Raw genomic sequence first — 19,913 nt, forward strand, 5'->3', positions numbered from 1 at the left:
ACAACTATTCATTATATAGCAGGTGTGCCAAGCTTTCATCCCTTTTATATACATCGTCAAAAAAGGCTACATTGCCGTTTTCATCTGCCCATGCGGTAAAATAGGTTAGGTATACAGGTATTTTACGTTTCAGGTTAAAATAGGTTTCCTTACTGCCTTTCATAGCTGCATCAACCTTGCTTTCACTCCAGCCGGCCTGGTCTTTGGTTATAGCAATAGCCAGGTCTCGGGCTTTTTGTACACGCACACAGCCGTGGCTAAAGGCGCGGTCGTCTTTATTAAAGAGGCTTTTCGCAGGGGTATCGTGCAGGTAAATATTGTTAGTATTAGGGAACATAAACTTAACCAGTCCCAGTGAGTTTTGCCCGCCCGGTTTTTGGCGTACGCTCTTGCCATTGTTATAATACTCCATATTATGGTTAGCCAGGTAATTGCTGTTTTTTGCAATACCGGGCTTTATTTCCTTTTCCAGTATACTTTTAGGGATGTTCCAGTAGGGGGCAAACACAAGATAGCTCATTTCGCCGCTAAAAATAACAGTCTTGTTTAATTCTTTGCCTACCACAACGTTACTGGTCATAAATATTTTACCATCTTTTACATACCGCAGACGATAGGAAGGTATATTTACGGCTATGTATTCCTGCTGTTTATCTATAGCGGGGGTAACCCAGCGACAACGTTCCATATTTACAGTTATGGCCTTAATGCGGTCATCAACAGATATGTTTAATTCTTTAACTATCAGCTCTGTTATTTTGCCGTTAAACTCGCGGAAATGGCGTTTTTCATACTCAGCAACGCCATTTTTAAGCTCATCATCATATACACCACTTTTGTTATCTGATTTAATAAAACCTTCGGCGGCAAGCCTCGCCCTTATTTGCTGTACCGTAGCCGATGAATCGCCCGGGTTAATAGCCTTGGTGCCATCAGGCCAGGTTATTGTAGCCCAGCCGCCTTTTTTCTTAATGTCCTGATATTTTTGCAATCCTTTTTTAAGGTTGTAATACTGGCTGAACATTTCATCTTTATCAGCATTAATTTTTTTAGGGTTGCGCATAAGAGTGTCAAGATAAGCCACATAGTCCATCTTTTCACGAGGCAGGAACCAGCCCGTTTGCTTGCTTTTTTCGGCATCAAGACCACCAATAACCTTATCGGTATAATAAAAGTACATGGCACTTATAAGTAGCTCTGAATCTACATTAGCCTTATCTCCACGGCCGGAATCAGTAAACAGTTCATCAAGCTTAGCCTTATAGGGAACTTTGGTTGGTAGCCCGTCTGCACCTATCTGGTTAACACGGTTGTACAGTACTTCTGCAAATTCAATAAAGCCACGCTTTTCATGCCATATATAATGGTCGTGTTTTTCGTAAAGCTCGTTTATTTGGTCTTCATAAGCCTTAAGATCAGGGTACTTGGTAAAGAATGCTGCAAATTGGCCCTTGTCAATTGGTATAACCTGGTCATGGTCGTGTACTTCGGTATTTGCTGTGGCTTCTTCTTGCTTATTGTCATCTTTTTTCTTACATGAAGTGGTAGTAAGTACAATGCCCATAAATAGGGCAAATATAAGAGGTAGCTTTTTCATAGGTGTTTATTTTACAGTTTTAAAGATAGCAATAAAAACACCATTTATGAATATTTGCTATTATGTATACGTAGAATTAACTTACAATTAGCAGGAGCTAACCGTTTCTCATAAAATTCTGCTAATGCAATAAAGCACGACGTTAGGGTTTAGTACCTTTATATAAAATTACTGATGATCATGGAAAGTTTCAACACTATTATAAACAGCCCAACGCCGGTTTTGGTAGATTTTTTTGCTACGTGGTGCGGCCCATGCCAAATGATGTCGCCCATACTTAAAGAAGTTAAAGATGAATTGGGAGACGGTATAAAAATAATTAAGGTAGATGTAGATAAAAACCGTGCGCTTATGAGCCAGCCGCAGTTTCAGGTAAAAGGCGTGCCTACACTTATGTTATTTAAAAACGGAAAAATGTTGTGGCGCCAAAGCGGGGTAGTGCCAAGGGAAGAACTTGTAAAAACTATTAAGAGTATTCAGTGATCAGTTTGAGTGAAGTTACTGTAAACTGATCACTAAATACTGCTTACTTACAAAGAAGGTTCCTGCTGGCTCAGGCAATGGAAACTGCCCAGCCCCCAAATAAGGTCGGTACTGTCTATGCCTATAACCTCGCGGGTTTTAAAGCAATCCTGTAGTATATCAAGTGCTTTTTTATCGTTAACATCATCGCGGAAGGTAGGCACAATAACACTTTCATTTGCAATATAAAAATTAGCATATGAAGCCGGCAGGCGCTGTTCTTCCCAAATTACTGCCTTAGGCATCGGCAATTCAATTACATTTAATTGTTTGCCATCCTGAAGGCGCATTTTGTGCAGCAGCTTCAGGTTTTCCTGTAACAGGTTGTAGTTCTCATCGTTTTTATTTTCTTCCACCACGGTAACCACAGTGTCTTCGTTTACAAAACGGGTGATATCATCAATATGCCCATCTGTATCATCGCCTACAATACCATCGCCCAGCCAAAGAATGTGTTCTACACCATAATATTCCGTAAGGTATTCTTCAATCTGTTTTTGGCTAAGGTGTGGGTTGCGGTTTTCATTTAACAAACATGCTGTGGTTGTAAGTAAAGTACCTTTTCCGTTAAACTCTACGCTGCCACCTTCCATTATAATACCTGGGTTAAAGACTTTAAGTCCAAGCGCCTCGCCTATGCGGGTTGGGATAACATCGTCAAGGTCATACGGAGGATATTTGTCGCCCCAGGCGTTGTAGCCCCAGTCAACAATAGCTTTTTCGCCGGTTTGGTTGTTAAGTAAAAATGCCGGCCCGTGGTCGCGGCACCATGCATCGTTAGTAGGGTGAAAGTAGAACGTAACGTTATCTACTTTAGCACCCTTAACCGTGGGCGCATATGCCTCAATTTCACGCAAGGCGAAGGTTTTCATGGCTTCATCGGCCACGTTAATGCACACCTTCTGGTGGCGACTAACCTGGAGAATGAACTCGCAATATGGTTTGTAAATAGTGTACAGCTTGCCCGGCCATGATGCCTCTTTATGCGGCCATGACAGCCACAGCGCACGCTGTGGGGCAAATTCAGCAGGGAAATGGAAGCCCAGTTGCTTTGGGGTTTTTATATCTGGAAATGACATATGTTACTTAGTAATCAAGATTGCTTTGTTGTTCCTCTTCTACGCTTCGCTTGGAATAACAAGCAGGGTAACAACAAACTATAGACAATAAACTACAAACGCCGAAGGCTATTCCCCATCCAGATACCTTTTGGTAATTGGCTGGTAGCTGTCTATCCTTCTGTCGCGAAGGAATGGCCAGTGCGTGCGGTAATGGTCGGTTTTTTGGGTATCGAGTTCAACCACTGTAGTTTCTTCCTGGTCGTGGCTGGCAAGATACATAAGCTTGCCCTGAGGGTTTGATACAAAGCTGCCGCCCCAAAATTTCATGGCGCCATCCTGCTCAAAGCCCACACGGTTTACGCTAACCACGTGTACGCCGTTTGCCACGGCATGGCTGCGCTGTATAATTTGCCAGGCATCATACTGCTCTTTATTGGTCTCCTCATCCTGGTCGGTAGCCCAGCCAATAGCGGTAGGGTAAAACATGATTTCGGCTCCCATAAGGGCGGTAATGCGGCTCGCCTCAGGATACCACTGATCCCAGCAGATAAGTATGCCTATCTTGGCATATTTTGTCTGGAAGGTTTTATAGCCCAGGTCGCCGGGTGTAAAATAAAATTTCTCATAAAAAGCCGGGTCATCCGGAATGTGCATTTTGCGGTATTTGCCCAGGTAGGTACCATCGGCATCAATAACCGCCGTGGTGTTGTGGTACAGGCCTTCGGCACGCTTTTCAAATAACGAAGCTACAATAACCACATTAAGCTCTTTGGCAATGGGGCTTAGGGCTTCGGTGCTTGGGCCGGGAATGGCTTCGGCCAGTTTAAAGTTTTCATAATCTTCCACATCGCAAAAGTATAGCGATGTAAACAGTTCCTGAAGGCACACAATCTGCGCGCCTTTTGCGGCGGCATTGCGTATTTCGCGGATGGCTTTGTCAAGGTTTGGCTGCTTATCTTTTACACAGCTCATTTGTACAAGGCCTACTTTTACTTTACCCATGGCTAATCTTTAAAATTAAGCCGCAAATTTAGTCAAAAAGTTTGATTTTACAGGTATGACTGACGTTAGCCTTTTCTTAAATATAAAACACTTTTAATAATATAGTTTACACAATAAAAAGAATAACACCATGTTAAACTACTCTTAAAAAAATAGGGTTTCCCCTATTAAATAGTATAGGTTAAAACTATAATTTTGCCCCTTGAAACCAATTTGTATTTTTTAATCTTTGATAATTATGAAGAGAATTTTTATTTTAAGTTTTGTGTTTGCCCTTCTTGCAGGTTGTGCCAAAAAAGGGCAGGCAGAAGGCGGTGCAGACAGTACTGCAACTGACAGCGCCACAAAAGTAACGGCCCCCGCGCCAAATGCTAAACGTGGTATTGCCCCGGCTGTTGTATTAAACATACCTGTAGACAGGTCTAAGGTTAACACTAGCTGGTATAAAGCCAATAAAACCTATATTGACAACGAAAACGGAAATACTTATTATGTTGACCTTGAGTCTGTAGGTAATATGACTGCAATTGCAACATGGTTAGGGCAAAATGATACTTATATAAAGTTTAGCGAGCTTTATCCTATTACTGTATCAAGGCACCAAATTACAAGTGCCGACAGTACAGCATATGCTGCTGTTACTGCTGTGGCGCCCACTGGATTTAAGGCTATTACCTATATGGGATTAAAAGATGCCCTGGGAGATGCAGGTATAGATACTAATGACCAGTATGATGATTTGTTTAAGGTTAACCTTACGGGCACAGCCATAACAGTAACTAAAAGGCCTTATGAGTGTGCCGATGGCGTTTATTCTACACCACTTATTAACGGAATTGTTACACAAAACAGCCTTAGCAATCCAACGTTTCATTTTGCACAGGCTACTATAGGTAGTTCGCTTAAGACTTTTATAAAGGTTACAGAGGGTAGCTTTGTGGGCTACTATGACCTTTCTACAAACCCTCCATTAAATTAATACGGAGCGTGTGGCATTTAACAAAATTTTTGTAATTTGAGCCTGTTTTTGCAGGCTCAAATTATGTTACAAAGTTTTTTATCAAATATTAATATAGTACAGGGAATTCTACTGATTACCTTGGTGTATTTATTAGTTAAATTCAGGAAAAACGCTACCAACTTTTTACTTATCGGGGTACTTGTTTTATTTTTACTTACAGAAATTTTTACCCGTATAGCAGTTGCACACGATAAAAATTATGGTCCAATTTATAATATATCTATAACAGTACATAGTCTATTGTGGTTCAGGATATTATTGGTAAATATTAATAAAACCAATTTATTTACATTCATAGCTGTGCCTTATGTGATTTTTGCTGTAGTTGATATGTTTTATATTGAAAGTCCAGACCATTTTTTAATCTACACTTTTGTAGTAGGTGCCCTTATTTATCTCGCCCTGTTTTTGCGTGAAAATATGTACCAGCTTAAAAATGAAAATTTTGAGTTTATTTCATCTAACGAAAACCTGTTGCTTTGCACACCGCTTTTATTATTTATAACTACAAGTGCCATTACGGGTTTTAATGATTCTGAACTGTTTGATATTACTGTAGTAGGAAATATACCGTTATACAAATTGGTAAATACTTTTGGCAACATTTTTTATTATGGGCTTATAAACGTTTATATTTACCGTGTAAACAAATTACAGTATGCACAATAATACTATAGCTATTGGTATTATAATAGGGGTGCTGTTTGCTACAGCGTTAATTTTTTTTACTGTGTTGGTTATAAGGACCTATATAAAAAAGATTAAGGCTTACACAAAGCTCATTTATGAAAAAGATCTTAATTTTGAGCGTACCCTTAATACCACAATCATAGAAACACAGGAGCAGGTGCTCAACAATATATCGGTAGATTTACACGATGATGCCGGCCAGCAACTTACCTACATTAATTTTATGGTAGAAAACCTTAAGCTCGATTCACCGCAACTTACCGAAGACCTTGAGCCTATAAGCAACTCAGTGCGCCTGCTTAGCAACTCCATACGCAGTATTAGCCACTCGCTAAACAATCAGCTGCTTATGAAACAGGATTTGGTTAAAGCTATAGAAGCAGAGGTAATGCGCCTAAAGAAAAACAGCCGGATTACCATTATGTTTTCTATTTCGGGCGATGAACCAAAGGTGTTTGCTACAAACGAGAAAATAGTAATTTACCGTATTTTTCAGGAGCTGGTCAATAACATTTTTAAACATTCCGGCGCTACCGTGGTAGACATACAAATTACCACCGGCCCACAGTTTGAGCTTATAGTATTTGATAATGGCAATGGTTTTGACCTTAACACCGCTATGCAAAAAGAGGGGCTTGGCCTTAAAAATATTAAAAACCGGGCAGAACTTATTAACTTTGATGTAGACTTTACTACTTCGCCGGGGCAAAGCACTACCGTAAAACTGTTTGATAATACAGATAATTAATGGATAACATTACAATAGGCTTAGTTGATGACCATGAAATTGTGAGACAGGGGCTTAAGGTACTGCTCACAAAAATTGGTACTTATAATGTTACCCACGAATTTAGTAGTGGAAACGATCTGCTGGCAGCCCTGCCGGTACAAAACAGCCCAAGCCTGTGGATTATAGATTATTCAATGCCCGGCCTTAATGGGGTAGAGGTTATTAAAGCACTTGACGAAATGGGTGCCGATTATAAAGCGCTGCTGTTAACCCAGCATTTAGACGAGTCTATTATAAACGCTGCTTACCATTATGGTGCCAGGGGGTTTTTAAATAAAAACTGTTCTGCGTTCGACCTTAAGTATGCCATAGAAAACATAGCCACAACCGGATATAACAATGTCGTTGAAATTTTAAAGCGCCTGCGCAAGTACGACCCTGATCCTGTTTCGCTTAAAACAGAGGTTGTTATATTAACTGCCCGTGAACGTGATTTTTTAAGACTGGTATGTGATGAAAGGGAACTAACTTATGACCAAATGGCCGACCTTATGTCTGTCAGCCTAAAATCTATTGAATCTTATCGCACGGCCTTGTTTGAAAAATATGATATAAAAAGTAAGGTAGGACTGGTGCTTTTTAGTTATAAACACCGCCTTACAGAACCCTTTTTATAGCATTTTATAAAGCGAATAAGCCGATGTTAGTATAATAAGCGTGCCTACCATAAAAAACAATACTCTTTTATTTATGCGCGATGCTATAAAAGCCCCCAAAGGAGCAGCAAGCGCGCCACCCGTTATAAGCCCTAATATTATTTGCCAATGGCTTATCCCTAAAATAAATACAAAAACAGCTGTGGCGAAATAGGTCACAAAAAATTCGGCTGTATTAACGGTGCCTATGGCATGGCGCGGGTCTTTGCCCTGGCCTATAAGGTTGCTGGTTACAATAGGGCCCCATCCACCGCCGCCAATAGTATCAAGAAATCCGCCTACAAGTGCCAGTAGTGGGGCACGTTTTACATTTCTATCTTCTCTTTTTTTATTTTCTATGCCTTTATAAATAATGTAGCTCCCTAATAATATCAAATAGGCCGATATGTAGGGTTTTACCACATTTCCGTCAAAATAACCGCTTATAAGGTAAGCACCCAGTACAGCACCCAATGTGCCCGTAATTACTATTTTAAAGAAAAGGGGTTTGTCTATATTCTTAAATTTAATGTGTGCCAACCCGCTTATTCCGGTCGTAAAAATCTCGCTGGTATGCACGCTGGCCGATGCAAGCCCGGCAGGTATGCCATAATTCATAAGCAGGGTGGTGCAACTTACACCATAAGCCATGCCCAGTGCGCCATCTATTAGCTGTGCTAAAAAGCCTACTGCCATAAAAAAGAAAAAGTTGCTGTTAAACTCAAGCGTGCCGTTAAGAGCTTCCAGCGTTAGCAGGTAACCAAAATAGCCTATAATTACCAGTTTAAGCAGCAGCATGGTTATGGCTATCTGCTTAAAGGTAATATTATTTGTGGCGCGCTCAAGTGTTAATATTATTCGGGTCATGGGCTTAAAATTATACTACTATATAATTTCTATAGAGTAGTAGGTTTTGCAAATATAATAAACACAATTAAATAGCCGCATGACAAGAAGCATTTATTGATATATAACAAAAATTTATTGAATGTAGCTTATGTATTACAGTTTTGTTCGCTACTTTTAATGTACAAAAATCAACATACATAACTTATGGAAAACAACACAAAACCAGACAAACTAAATATTTTTACTACACAGATTCCCGAAGAATATAATATACCCGAAATACACCAACGCGAATACCTTTTAAATGGAGAGCTTGTGCCATGGAATGGAGCTGTACAGGAGGTATGGTCGCCGGTTAGCATACCCGGCCAAGATGGGCTCAAGCGTAAGCTTGTAGGTACAATACCCCACACTACACCTACAGAATCTATGGAGGCACTACAGGCTGCTGTAGATGCTTATAATAATGGTCTTGGAGAATGGCCAACCATGAAAGTAGAAGACCGCATTAAGTGTATGCAAAAATTTGTAGGCTTAATGATTAATGAGCGCGACCTGGTTATAAAATTGCTTATGTGGGAAATAGGAAAATCACTGGCTGATGCGACTAAAGAGTTTGACCGTACGGTTGAGTACATCAATTTTACTATCGATGCTTACAAAGATATTGACCGCGAATCTTCAAGGTTTCAGGTGGCTGAAGGCACTATTGCACAAATAAGGCGTGCACCTCTTGGTGTGGTGCTTAGTATGGGGCCGTTTAACTATCCGCTAAACGAAATTTTTACCACACTTATACCTGCCCTTATTATGGGTAATACTATACTTTTTAAAATGCCGAAGCATGGTGTGCTGGCACACTATCCGTTGCTAAAGGCGTTTAAAGAATCGTTCCCAAAAGGAACAGTAAGTACACTATATGGTAAGGGTTCTGAAATTATAACTCCAATAATGGAAAGTGGTAAGGTAAATGTACTGGCATTTATTGGTTCAAGTAAAGTGGCCAATGGCCTTAAAAAACAGCATCCTAAGGTTAACCGCCTGCGCGCGATATTAAGTCTTGATGCCAAGAACGCCGCTATAGTAACTAATAATGCTGACCTTGATGTGGCCGTTAATGAGAGTATATTAGGTTCGCTTTCATTTAACGGGCAACGTTGTACGGCACTTAAGCTGATATTTGTACAAAGGGGTGTGGCGGATGAGTTTGTGAAAAAACTGAGCGAAAAGGTATCTGCCCTTAAGCCCGGCCTGCCTTGGGATAAAGATGTTAAGATAACCCCGCTGCCTGAAGCTGATAAGCCTGAATACCTAAAAGGTATTATTGAAGATGCAGAGGCGAAAGGCGCTAAAGTGGTAAATGAGTATGGTGGCTATACGGAAGGCTCTTTTGTATTCCCGGCGGTGGTATATCCGGTAAATGATACCATGCGGCTGTATGAAGAAGAGCAGTTTGGGCCGGTAATTCCTGTGGTGCCGTTTGACACAATAGACGAGCCGCTTAAGTACCAGATTGAAGCTAACCATGGTATGCAGGTAAGTATTTTTAGTAACGATGCTAAAGAGGTTGCCAGTCTTATAGACCCGTTTGTAAACCTGGTAAGCCGTGTAAATATTAATACACAGGCGCAACGCGGCCCAGACGTTTTTCCTTTTACAGGAAGAAAAGACAGTGCCGAAGGTACGCTTTCAGTAGCCGATGCACTAAGGTCGTTTTCAATACGTTCGTTGGTAGCAGCTAAGGTAAACGATACTACTAAAGATTTGTTTAATACTATTGTGCGTGATCATGACAGTAACTTCCTGAGTACAGATTATATATTTTAATATTTTAGAAAGAAATATAAGAGCGGCTTTTTTAAGCCGCTCTTTGTGTTTTATATGGGTATGCAGAGGTTAATTAATCTTCAAATGAAAAGGCCGCATTGCTGCGGCCCGGGTCAATCAAAATAACAATTCCCTAAAATTTCATCCCTATGCCTATGCCAATGAGCAGTGGGTTTATATCTACATCAGCCGGTATAGAAAGTCCTGTAGCGAGGTTAGAGGCATCTACAGTAACATCTGTATTCAGGAATATTTTCTTGATATCGGCATTTATAAAGAATTTATCGGTAATTATGTAATCAAAGCCCAACTGAAAGGCATAACCAAAGGCATTGTCATATTTTACATCTTTTACGGTACTTCCTTGGTCTACGCTATAAAAAATAGTGTAGTTTACACCCGCACCTACATAAGGCTTAAAGTTTGTTTCAGGAAAGAAATGATATTGTACTGTTAGGGTAGGAGGCAGCAGCCACACACTGCCGAGGTCTACATTAGCATTTTTAGAACCTCCAACAGCAGAAATGTCAGAACCTTTAGTATTTACATCGTGCTTGCTCGTGCCAAGTATAAGTTCTGCAGCAATATTTTTGGTGAAGAAATAGGTAAAGTCCAGTTCCGGAATAACAGTGTTTGAGATTTCAGTATCTCCGCCTATAATCCCTATGTTGGCACTTTCATCAGGCAGTACTGCTACACCTCGCAGGCGCACCTGCCATCTTTTAAAATCAGTTGTTTCAGTATCCTGGGCAAAAGTTATTCCGGTAAGGGCAAGCGCCATGGCGGCAAAAAGTAATTTTTTCATAATATTTGTGTTTTGAATTACATACCAAAAGTATGTATCACAAACCGCCCGGATACTGACTTAAATCATGGTTAGGATAAAAAATGGGTGTATTTATTTCTATTTGCCCCATCCGTTTTGCATCTTTTTATAAGATTCTTTACTAACCGTGTGTTTACTTTTTGCACGGGATTTGCCTTTGCGCCGCCTGGCGTTTATATTGTTAACTAAGGAGTTTTTTACACCCAACTTGTTTTTCTTACTGCTGCTTTTTCGGGCTTTTTTCTTTAGTTTGCTCATAACGCTAATTTTAATTATTGAAGTTACGGATAGAGCCATGCAAAAAAATGCTAAATAACGTTTCGATAAGAAATGCCCGTATGGTTTTTAGGTTGTAAATTTGTAGGGTAAAAACACTCAGGTTCACATAACATTGACATTGTAAATTAACATCATATGAGATTCCATACCCGCAAATGGGTAAAACCCGAAGACCTTAACCCCAATGGTACCTTGTTTGGCGGTAAACTGCTTTCATGGATAGATGAGGAGGCAGCCCTGTACTCAATAATTCAGCTTGAAAACCAGCGTATAGTTACCAAGCACATGAGCGAAATTAACTTTATGGCATCAGCACGTCAAGGCGATATAATAGAGATAGGTATAGATGTGGTTAAATTTGGCCGTACATCTATAGTTTTGAGAAGTGAAGTGCGCAATAAAATGACGCAGGAAAAAATTATTACTGTAGATAATATTACTATGGTAAACCTGGATAGTTTTGGCCGTCCGTCTGCACACGGCAAAACGCAGATTGAATATGTAAAAGACAGGATAGCAAAACCATAAAGGGTTTATTGTTCAGCGTTATTTATATTTCTAAAAAACGCTGAACAACTGAACTTTATTCAACAAAACTGTTTGCTGATGGCAGTTCAAATATTTCGAGATCAAAATATTTTACTGATGCTATAATGTGGTCAAAAATATCGGCCATTATATACTCGTAGTTTAGCCAGCGCTTATCGCTTGTAAACAGGTATATTTCAATAGGTATACCTTTATCGGTTGGCTGCAGATGACGGCACATAATGGTCATATCTTTATTTACACCGGGATAATGCTCAATATAGCTGTTTATGTATTTCCTGAAAATGCCCAGGTTGGTCATATTTCTTCCATTAAGCGGTAGCGATTTATCAATACTGTTTTTTTCGTTAAATGTATTAATATCACTGCGGCGCTGATCAAGATAGTTAGCTATAAGTTGTATCTTCTTTAGATCATCTATTTCGTCATCTGTAATGAAGCGCACACTATTTGCCTTAATCAGTATATGCCTTTTTACACGGCGTCCTCCACTTTCCTGCATACCGCGCCAGTTTTTAAAAGAGTCAGATATCAGGCTATAAGTAGGTATAGTAGTAGTGGTCATGTCAAAATTGCGCACCTTAACGGTAGCCAGGTTAATTTCAATCACATCACCATCAGCGCCATATTTTTCAATGGTTATCCAGTCACCTATGCGCACAATGTCGTTAACCGTTACCTGTATACTGGCAACAAAGCCCAGTATGGTATCTTTAAAAATTAGGATTATTATAGCCGAAATAGCACCAAACGTACTGATAAGTGCTGTAAATGAGGTGTCAAATAAGGCAAGGATTATAGCTGTTATGGCAAAAATCCACAGCATTATCATTACTACCTGAATGTAGCTGTCAATGGGCTTATCGTTATAATCAGGTAATAATTTTAAGTAGTCACGCAGCGAGTTAAACACGCTACGTATTATCCACAATGTAAGCAATATTATAAAAGCTGTTATCCCTTTGTGGAAAAGGTACTCCCATCTTGAAAAATCGGTTAGTATAACCGGAACTGTTTGATATACCACATAAAGTGGTATTAGGTGGGCAATATATTGAGGCGTTTTATTTTGTACTAAAAAATCGTCAAATTGGGTTTTGCTGCGGCGTGCTGCCACTGCTGTAGCCCAAAGTACTATTTTTCGCGCAATAAAATCTATTACAAATGTGGCAATAATAATGACTAAAAGATTAACCGCAAGGTTGGCATACAATGCGGTTGTCTTTTTAAAATCCAGTTCCCTGAACAGGTCGTATGCCCAGTGAAATATATCCATTTAGCTGTTTTGTGTGTTTCGGAAATATTTGTATTCAATATAGAATGTACCAAAGGGTATTAGAGATGCCAGACAAATAATCAGGAATTTTTTAGTATCCCAGTTTTCTTTTTCTTTCAAGATAAAAGCGGCTATAATATATGCTATAAAAAGAAAGCCATGTGTGTAGCCTGCCGGTTTCATGATAGTTTCATCTCCACCAATATACTTCAATGGCATGGCAACAAAAAATAATACTAATAAAGAGATACCTTCAAGGGTTGCAATTATTTTAAAAAAGCGTGTCATAAGTTGTAAAATTTGTTGCAAAGGTAGTTACTAAAGTTTTTTCCATAAAGTTAAATTACAGGAAATATCTTATTCTTATCTTAGCAATAAACAACCTGATATGAAGAAATACCTGCCATTGATTTTGTTCTCAATACTAATTTCATCCTGCAAAAAGGAAGAAAAACATAAGTTTAAGCCTTCGTTTGCATCTGTTACAGTAGATACCTTGTTAACAGACAGTATCAGTATACGTGCATTAGCTATTGATGGTAATAAAGTGTGGTATGCAGGTAGTAAAGGTAAATATGGCTGGGTATCGTTAAGTGGGGGTAAAGATTTTAATGGTGTGGCATCTCAGGATACCATATTCCCTGAATTCAGGGCTATTGCCCAAACAGCTACCGATGTTTTTATACTGAGTGCAGCATCTCCGGCGTTGTTGTTTAAAATATCTAAAGACGGTAAGAGCACCCGCCTTGTGTATATCGATACTGCCAAAACTGTCTTTTATGATTGTCTGAAGATAGACGGGAAAAACGGAATTGCCTTTGGCGATCCACAAAATGGTTATCCTGACTTACTAAAAACGGATAATGGAGGTGAAAAATGGTATAAAGAAAGTAAAACTATTTCTCCTAAGCTATCTGATGGAGAGGCAGCCTTTGCCGCAAGTAATACTAATATTGTAATTAAAGATGGCAAAACATGGATAGCTACCGGTGGTAAAAAGTCGCGTGTACTATTCAAAGATAAAGATGCAAAAAACTGGCAGGAATTTATTTCTCCTATTGTACAGGGTAGTGAGGCAACCGGCCCATATAGCATAGACTTTTATGATACCGAAGTTGGGTTTATGGCTGGTGGAGATTATACAGAACCAGATAGCAATGCTAAAAATAAGGCATTAACTACAGATGGTGGTAAGACCTGGAAACTGGTTGCTGATGGTAGTGGACCTGGCTATATAAGCTGCGTGCAGTTTGTGCCGGGCAGCGATGGTTATGAGCTGGTTACTACAGGTGGCAACGGTATTTTTTATAGTTATGACCGTGGTGTTACCTGGAAAAAAATCCTTAATGATACCAACCTTCATACACTACAGTTTGCAGATGCCAAAACGCTTATTGCTGCCGGGCAAAACCGTATTGTGCTAATAAAACTGAAATAGTTACATTTGCACTCCTAAAAGTAAACTATGAAAACCATTTATATCATAATAATGTTTGCAGCGGCATTTGTGGCGCTTTATGAGCAATCAATTCCAAAGCCTAATGTATATATAATGGTAGGGGCGCTAATAGTATTTGTAGTGGGGCTGATGCGCCTTATGAGCAAAGTGCCTTCTAAAAATGAAAGAGACAGTAATGGCGAAGTTTAAAGCAGGAGATACGGTAACAGTACTTGATGATTCTTTTACCGGCAAGGTTAAAGGATATAAAAAAGACAGGGTTGTTGTAGTTACTACCGATGGCTTTGAGCTGGAATTTAGCGAAAGTGAACTGGTTAAAACCCAAACAGGCGATATGCAGGCACTGTTTAGTGGGCGTAGTGTATCTTCCATATTAAAGGAAAAACAGGAGCCTGCCAAACGCAGCTTTGTCAAGGAAAAGAAGCCTAAGAAGGACGGATTTGTGCTGGAAGTTGACCTCCATATAGAAAAACTGGTAAAGAATAAGCGGGGCATGAGCAATTACGATATCCTTACGCTACAGACTGAAACCGCCAAAAGCCAGCTTGATTTTGCCATACGCAACAGGCTGCCGCGTGTGGTTTTTATCCACGGGGTGGGGGAAGGCGTACTTAAAGCCGAACTGGACTTTCTTTTTGGCCGTTACGACGGTGTTATAGTGAGCGACGGCGATTACCAAAAGTATGGCGGCGGCGCTACCGAAGTGTATATTAAGCAAAACCCGAATCGATAATTTTCTGCTACGAATTGCACAAATTTCTCTAATTTTAATTCGTGCAATTCGTAGTCAAAACTACTTATTCAAAAAATTAAGTAAATCATAAAAATTTTGTGGTGCAACACCATGGCCTACAGGATATTCGTGATATTCTGTATCCAGTCCTAATGTTTTAAGGAACTCCGGGGCTTTACGCGTCCATTCTACCGGGATTACTTGGTCTACAACACCGTGCGAAATAAAGTATTTTATGTGCTTTACGCTCTCGGTGTGTAGGTTTTCGCCAATAATTGCCGGGTGCATATAGCCGCTGAGGGCTGCCACACGGCTTATTTTTTCAGGATAAGTTAACGATACCCCATAGCTTAAAATAGCGCCCTGGCTGAAGCCTATGAGTGTTACATTTTCTTTGTCAATAGGATAAGCGTCAATGGCCTCATCTATAAATTTGGCAATGAGGTCGCGAGACTGTTGTGCCTGTACGTCATCGGTAAACTTGTTCATATCGGCGTCAAAATTTATGGCATACCATGCAAAGCAATAGCCGGGCAGGTTATAAGGTGCACGTACCGAGATGATAAAATACTCATCGGGCAACTGCGCGGCAAAACCAAACAGGTCTTCTTCGTTACTACCATACCCGTGAATAAGCAGCAGCAGCGGGTTTTTATCTTTTTTAACTTTTGGTTCCCTAACCAGGTGATAAAGTGATAAATCCATTATGCTCCAATTGTTTTAAATACTTTCTGGCAAAGTGTGCCAATAATAGGCATAGGCCTCATTTGTCCTGATATAGCTGTATAAAGCCCATAGCCCCACAGTACGGTCATACATAGCCAAAAAGGCAATAAAATTTCAGGTGCATCAGCAGAAAAGCCGCTAAGAGTGTAGCCTATAGCTACAAAAAGTATTGACAGCCCTAAAGCCTGCCTTATATGATAAGATGCAAAAGCATTTCTTTTTTCAGAATTCATACTCATGGCAATTAGTACACCCACTACTAATATGTAACTTGTTATAGCGGTGCTTTTGCCTTCTTCAATAGTTTTAATATCCATTTATTGTATTTCTATGGTACTTCTTGTTTCAATATTAGTGCGTGGGTCAAACACCACATCATAGTAGGCAGCATCATCCGCCATACTGCTTATTTGTAGTTGTTTGCGTCCAAATTCTGTTCCCTTTTTATCAGATACCTTGACTGTTACTACGCCCACAAAAGCTTTTTCGGTAGCAATATAAATGGTAAGTTTGTTATTATTTGCTTTAGGGTTGTTCACAGAATCGCTTTCAATCTGGAATTTACCTACTTTAAGGCCTTTTTCTATAAGCTCATTACTAAGTACAACTTTACTTTCCAGTGTGCGGTCAATACCTTCACTAATGCCTTCGCCTACTTCAGTAGCAATTTCACCAACAGCCTCACCACCTTTATTAAGGGTGTCTTTTGTTTTCTGTTTCATGTCATTGCATGACAATACAAGAGCTATAACACCTCCATATATCAATACCTTTTTCATATTATGAATTTAGGATTAACTTACCGTTGTTGTAAATACCGTATGCCCTGCCTTTAAGCTTTTGGTTAAGAAATGCCGAGTTCTTCGATTTTGAAAGTATATCTTTTTGTGTAAAAAACCACTCACCTTCAGGGTTAAACAGCGTAAACGAAGCTTTAGAACCCTCGGAAATATCATGGTTACCTAAGCCAAAGATAATTTTACCGGCATTGAATTTCTCTACAATAATCTCAAGTGGCAGCAGTGTGTTAAGCGCCCCGAAAGCGCTCTCAAAGCCGACTGTACCGTCTTTAGCAAGGTCAAACTCCAGTTTTTTAAGCTCTACATCAAGCGGGTTATGATCTGAAGTAATGATATCAATAGTCCCATCTAATACGCCATCAAGCAACACTTTACGATCGGCCTCTGTTCTCAACGGCGGCGCTACTTTATAGCGGCTGTCAAAGTTGCCTAATACCTCATCGGTATGAAGCAGGTGGTGTACGGTAACACTACAGGTAACTTCAAGACCTTTGGCCTTAGCCTCTCGTATCAGCTCAACAGAACGCGCCGTACTTATGGTAGGGATGTGCATTTTGCCTCCGGTATACTCTAAAAGGTACAGGTTGCGGGCAATTTGCAGTTCTTCTGCCAGGGCAGGGATTCCTTTAAGGCCCAGGCGGGTGCTAACAATACCCTCGTGCACAACGCCCTTGCCCTTAATTTTATCGTCCTGGGCATAGGCAATAACAAGACCGTTAAAGTCCTGTACATACTGTAACGCTATTTTGAGCAGGTTAGCATCCTGAAGCGATTTATTGTAGTCGCCAAAGGCTACAGCCCCAGCATTTTTCATGTCATACATTTCGGCAATATCCTTGCCTTCGCTGCCTTTGGTAAGCGCGCCAATAGGGTGCAGTGTAGTAGCGGCACCTTCGCTGCGGCGCAGTACAAAAGCAATATCACTCTGGCTATCGGCTACGGGGTTTCCGGTAGGTTGCAGGGCAATATCGGTAAAGCCGCTACGGGCTGCCACGTTAAGGCCGTTGGCAATGGTTTCGCGGTCTTCATAGCCGGGTTCGCCCAGGCTTACCGAACTGTCAAACCAGCCTTTAGAAATGTGCAGGTTATCGAGTTCAACGGTTTCAAAGCTGTTTTCGGCAGGTATGTTATTTCCAATTTTTGTTATAATGCCACTCTCCACTTTTATGTCAACCGTTTTATTGTTAAACGGGCTGTTCTTGTCTATAATGGTAGCGTTTTTAAATATCAGGTTCATTTTACAAATTTTTGGATGAAGAGTTCAAGTACTAAAAATATAAGGGTGCCTATTACAAACCATTTCCACAGTTCGCTGGCAGTACGTTCAGATTTTATATCGTTAAATACCGTTGCAACCGAGTCGACCGATGTAAAATCGTCCAGAACGGCGGTGTTTTGCAGGTTCAGGTTGCTTTCGGTTCGGGCGTGGTTAAAGCTAACGTCTTTCAGCTTTTCGTTGCTTTTAAAAATGCCGTAATTACCCGCCTTTTCAGGATAATCGCCAAAAGACAGCTTTACTTTGTTGTTCAGTAATTGCTGCATTGGTATGAAGTCGGCACCATCGTTCTTAACGGCCAGGACCTCGTCTTTGCCCAGCTGTACGTCAAGAACAAGGCTCTCATTTTTGCCTATGGTTATGGCGCTGATTCCCGTTTTGCCGCTGTTTTGCGCCATATTATAGAACGATACCAGCACAAGTGGCGAGTTCTGGAAGTTTGTGTTTTTACTGTTTATCGGGGCCGAAAACACATATACATTGCCCAGCTTGTTGTTAAACGAAGCCAAGAACACTTGTTGGTCGGCATAACTTAATATGGGTAGTACATTTCCGGTAATAGAGTAGCTTGATTTCACTTTTGGATATTGAAAGTTGTCAACTCTCTTTTCAAACACGGTACTAAATAAAGGGTGGTTGTTGGCAATTTTAGTTATTTGCTTTTCGCCGTCGGTAACAGGCTTAAAACTTACCGGCCCAAGAGCGCTTAACAATGCATTAAGGCTTTGCAGGCTGCCTTCAGCCGCGGGAATGATACATATGTTACCACCTTTGGCATAAAAGTCCTTCAGTGTAGTAATAAGCGCCTGTGGAATGTCCTTTAACTCGTTGAGTATTATAGCATCCTGTTTTTGAAGGCTGTTGTAATCAAGCGTAGCAAGGGGAGTAGCAGTGTAGTTAAACTCGTCTTCGGTAAAAATACGGCTTAAAAACTTGTTCTTATCAGCATCGCCTATGGCTGTAACAGTACTTTTCTGTGGCTTTGAAAGGCTGAAGAAATAGGTGTTATCATAATCCAGGCTGCCGTCTATTACTTCAACATAACCGTGAAAATCCTTTTTAGGTATGGTAAACACACTGCTTTTCTTGGCAGTATCAAAGGTAACAAGCGATTTTGCCGTAAGGCTTTTGCCGTTGTACAGCGCTACGGGTATGGCATCTTCATACGTGCCATACGCGCTCATTTCTACCTTAACCTCGTAAAAGTTGTCCATGGTTTGCGATATGCACACACTGTCTATGGCAATGTTGCGTATGTTCTGGGCTTCCGGTTTAATGGCATACACAGGCCTGTTGCCAAACTTAGAAACATCCTTACTGTCCAGGTTAACAGCATCGGTAATCAGTACCACGTCTTTGCCGATATTGGGACTTTTGGCAAGCGCTTTGTTCAGCAGAAAGTCGGGTTTATAAGGAATATCGCTATACGGCAGGTTTTGCAGTTCCTTTTGTATGGATTTGATATCGGTATACCAAAACGCACCTGAGTTAGTTATGAGCGAAAAGCGCTGGCTTTCGGGTGTGTTTTCGAGCAGGTCCTGTACGGCGCGTTTTAGCAGTTCGCCACGGCTGCCTTTTGCCTGCATAGAAAATGAGTTGTCGAGCAGGATAACCATTTCGTTACCCTTATTATCATCGTCAGGCGCTTTAAAAAACGGCTGGGCAAATGCTATAATAAGGCAGGCAAGCAGCAACAGGCGCGTAAACAGCAACAGCCATTTTTTTATTACCGAGCTTTTGCGGGTTTGCATGCTCAGCTCTTTAAGGAAGCGCACGTTGGTAAAGTATTCTTTTTTAAAGCGGCGTAACTGGAAAAGGTGTACCAGAACGGGAATTACCAGCAGGAAAAGAAAGTATAGAATTTCCGGGTGTTTAAACTGCATTCGCTTTAAAGTTTGTCAAAAATACTAATTTTTATTTTAAACGTTTGTGCAAATATGGAGCATAAATTTCACATAACATTTAAATCGTTTACATTTGTAAAGACTAAATTAC

Annotated in this window: 22 protein-coding genes; 10 read left to right on the forward strand and 12 right to left on the reverse strand. The window is 40.3% G+C overall.

What is annotated here, in order from left to right; translation table 11 throughout:
• Positions 1–4: 4 nt before the first annotated feature.
• Complete coding sequence (locus tag AM279_RS03200; RefSeq protein WP_054406216.1) at positions 5–1,597, reverse strand: L,D-transpeptidase family protein; 1,593 nt, start codon at positions 1,595–1,597, stop codon at positions 5–7.
• 180 nt (positions 1,598–1,777) lie between these two features.
• Between AM279_RS03200 and trxA the strand changes: the two genes are divergently transcribed.
• The gene (gene trxA, locus AM279_RS03205; protein WP_054406217.1) at positions 1,778–2,080 is read left to right on the forward strand and encodes a thioredoxin; all 303 of its coding nucleotides are present in this window, start codon (positions 1,778–1,780) and stop codon (positions 2,078–2,080) included.
• A gap of 47 nt (positions 2,081–2,127) precedes the next feature.
• Here the strand turns inward: trxA and AM279_RS03210 are convergent, their stop codons facing one another.
• Both AM279_RS03210 and AM279_RS03215 read right to left on the reverse strand, forming a co-directional pair.
• Positions 2,128–3,198, reverse strand: a complete 1,071-nt coding sequence (locus AM279_RS03210) for an agmatine deiminase family protein (protein WP_054406218.1) — start codon at positions 3,196–3,198, stop codon at positions 2,128–2,130.
• Positions 3,199–3,306: 108 nt separating this feature from the next.
• On the reverse strand, positions 3,307–4,182 hold the full coding sequence (locus AM279_RS03215) for a carbon-nitrogen hydrolase (protein ID WP_054406219.1): 876 nt from the start codon (positions 4,180–4,182) through the stop codon (positions 3,307–3,309).
• 238 nt (positions 4,183–4,420) lie between these two features.
• Here AM279_RS03215 and AM279_RS03220 point away from each other — a divergent pair, with 238 nt between their 5' ends.
• The 4 genes from AM279_RS03220 to AM279_RS03235 are packed head-to-tail and all read left to right on the forward strand — an operon-like array spanning position 4,421 to position 7,300.
• Positions 4,421–5,161 (forward strand): hypothetical protein, encoded by a 741-nt coding sequence (locus AM279_RS03220; RefSeq protein WP_054406220.1) that lies wholly within the window; start codon positions 4,421–4,423, stop codon positions 5,159–5,161.
• A gap of 36 nt (positions 5,162–5,197) precedes the next feature.
• Positions 5,198–5,872 carry a hypothetical protein gene (locus AM279_RS03225; RefSeq protein WP_074961534.1) on the forward strand — a complete coding sequence of 225 codons (675 nt, stop codon included), beginning with the start codon at positions 5,198–5,200 and terminating at the stop codon, positions 5,870–5,872.
• Entirely contained in the window at positions 5,862–6,641 is a 780-nt protein-coding gene (locus tag AM279_RS03230) for a sensor histidine kinase (RefSeq protein WP_054406222.1), read from the forward strand. Before AM279_RS03225 ends, AM279_RS03230 begins: the two co-directional genes overlap by 11 nt.
• The gene (locus AM279_RS03235; RefSeq protein WP_054406223.1) at positions 6,641–7,300 is read left to right on the forward strand and encodes a response regulator transcription factor; all 660 of its coding nucleotides are present in this window, start codon (positions 6,641–6,643) and stop codon (positions 7,298–7,300) included. Before AM279_RS03230 ends, AM279_RS03235 begins: the two co-directional genes overlap by 1 nt.
• Here AM279_RS03235 and AM279_RS03240 read toward each other — a convergent pair.
• The gene (locus AM279_RS03240) at positions 7,295–8,185 is read right to left on the reverse strand and encodes a sulfite exporter TauE/SafE family protein (protein WP_054406224.1); all 891 of its coding nucleotides are present in this window, start codon (positions 8,183–8,185) and stop codon (positions 7,295–7,297) included. The two genes, AM279_RS03235 and AM279_RS03240, sit on opposite strands and share 6 nt — an antisense overlap.
• Positions 8,186–8,371: 186 nt before the next feature.
• On the opposite strand from AM279_RS03240, the gene AM279_RS03245 reads away from it, so the two are divergent.
• Positions 8,372–9,994 (forward strand): NADP-dependent glyceraldehyde-3-phosphate dehydrogenase, encoded by a 1,623-nt coding sequence (locus AM279_RS03245; protein WP_054406225.1) that lies wholly within the window; start codon positions 8,372–8,374, stop codon positions 9,992–9,994.
• A gap of 133 nt (positions 9,995–10,127) precedes the next feature.
• Here AM279_RS03245 and AM279_RS03250 read toward each other — a convergent pair whose 3' ends face one another.
• Entirely contained in the window at positions 10,128–10,799 is a 672-nt protein-coding gene (locus AM279_RS03250; protein WP_054406226.1) for an OmpW/AlkL family protein, read from the reverse strand.
• A gap of 435 nt (positions 10,800–11,234) precedes the next feature.
• Here AM279_RS03250 and AM279_RS03260 point away from each other — a divergent pair, with 435 nt between their 5' ends.
• Entirely contained in the window at positions 11,235–11,627 is a 393-nt protein-coding gene (locus AM279_RS03260) for an acyl-CoA thioesterase (protein ID WP_054406228.1), read from the forward strand.
• 55 nt (positions 11,628–11,682) lie between these two features.
• On the opposite strand, the gene AM279_RS03265 is transcribed toward AM279_RS03260, so the two are convergent.
• Entirely contained in the window at positions 11,683–12,924 is a 1,242-nt protein-coding gene (locus AM279_RS03265) for a mechanosensitive ion channel family protein (RefSeq protein ID WP_054406229.1), read from the reverse strand.
• Positions 12,925–13,212 (reverse strand): DUF3817 domain-containing protein, encoded by a 288-nt coding sequence (locus AM279_RS03270; RefSeq protein WP_054406230.1) that lies wholly within the window; start codon positions 13,210–13,212, stop codon positions 12,925–12,927.
• Positions 13,213–13,312: 100 nt separating this feature from the next.
• Here AM279_RS03270 and AM279_RS03275 point away from each other — a divergent pair, with 100 nt between their 5' ends.
• From AM279_RS03275 to AM279_RS03285, 3 genes are read left to right on the forward strand one after another with little or no spacing between them, the layout of a single operon-like run.
• Entirely contained in the window at positions 13,313–14,362 is a 1,050-nt protein-coding gene (locus AM279_RS03275; RefSeq protein WP_054406231.1) for a WD40/YVTN/BNR-like repeat-containing protein, read from the forward strand.
• Between the two features lie 27 nt (positions 14,363–14,389).
• The gene (locus AM279_RS03280) at positions 14,390–14,572 is read left to right on the forward strand and encodes a hypothetical protein (protein WP_054406232.1); all 183 of its coding nucleotides are present in this window, start codon (positions 14,390–14,392) and stop codon (positions 14,570–14,572) included.
• Positions 14,544–15,116 carry a DNA mismatch repair protein MutS gene (locus tag AM279_RS03285; protein ID WP_236688485.1) on the forward strand — a complete coding sequence of 191 codons (573 nt, stop codon included), beginning with the start codon at positions 14,544–14,546 and terminating at the stop codon, positions 15,114–15,116. Before AM279_RS03280 ends, AM279_RS03285 begins: the two co-directional genes overlap by 29 nt.
• Before the next feature lie 60 nt (positions 15,117–15,176).
• On the opposite strand, the gene AM279_RS03290 is transcribed toward AM279_RS03285, so the two are convergent.
• Genes AM279_RS03290 through AM279_RS03310 form a run of 5 tightly spaced genes read right to left on the reverse strand, consistent with a single transcriptional unit; the run spans position 15,177 to position 19,801 of the window.
• A complete protein-coding gene (locus AM279_RS03290) occupies positions 15,177–15,821 on the reverse strand; it encodes an alpha/beta hydrolase (protein ID WP_054406234.1) in 645 nt (214 codons plus the stop codon).
• Positions 15,821–16,159, reverse strand: coding sequence for a hypothetical protein (locus AM279_RS03295; RefSeq protein WP_054406235.1), 339 nt, complete (start codon positions 16,157–16,159; stop codon positions 15,821–15,823). Before AM279_RS03295 ends, AM279_RS03290 begins: the two co-directional genes overlap by 1 nt.
• Positions 16,160–16,621 carry a hypothetical protein gene (locus AM279_RS03300; RefSeq protein ID WP_054406236.1) on the reverse strand — a complete coding sequence of 154 codons (462 nt, stop codon included), beginning with the start codon at positions 16,619–16,621 and terminating at the stop codon, positions 16,160–16,162. It lies immediately after the preceding gene.
• A gap of 1 nt (position 16,622) precedes the next feature.
• Positions 16,623–17,879 carry a dihydroorotase gene (locus AM279_RS03305; protein ID WP_054406237.1) on the reverse strand — a complete coding sequence of 419 codons (1,257 nt, stop codon included), beginning with the start codon at positions 17,877–17,879 and terminating at the stop codon, positions 16,623–16,625.
• A complete protein-coding gene (locus AM279_RS03310; protein ID WP_054406238.1) occupies positions 17,876–19,801 on the reverse strand; it encodes a vWA domain-containing protein in 1,926 nt (641 codons plus the stop codon). Before AM279_RS03310 ends, AM279_RS03305 begins: the two co-directional genes overlap by 4 nt.
• Between the last annotated feature and the right edge of the window lie 112 nt (positions 19,802–19,913).

The sequence above is a fragment of the Flavobacterium akiainvivens genome, assembly GCF_001278115.1.
In the GTDB taxonomy this organism is placed as follows: domain Bacteria; phylum Bacteroidota; class Bacteroidia; order Flavobacteriales; family Flavobacteriaceae; genus Flavobacterium; species Flavobacterium akiainvivens.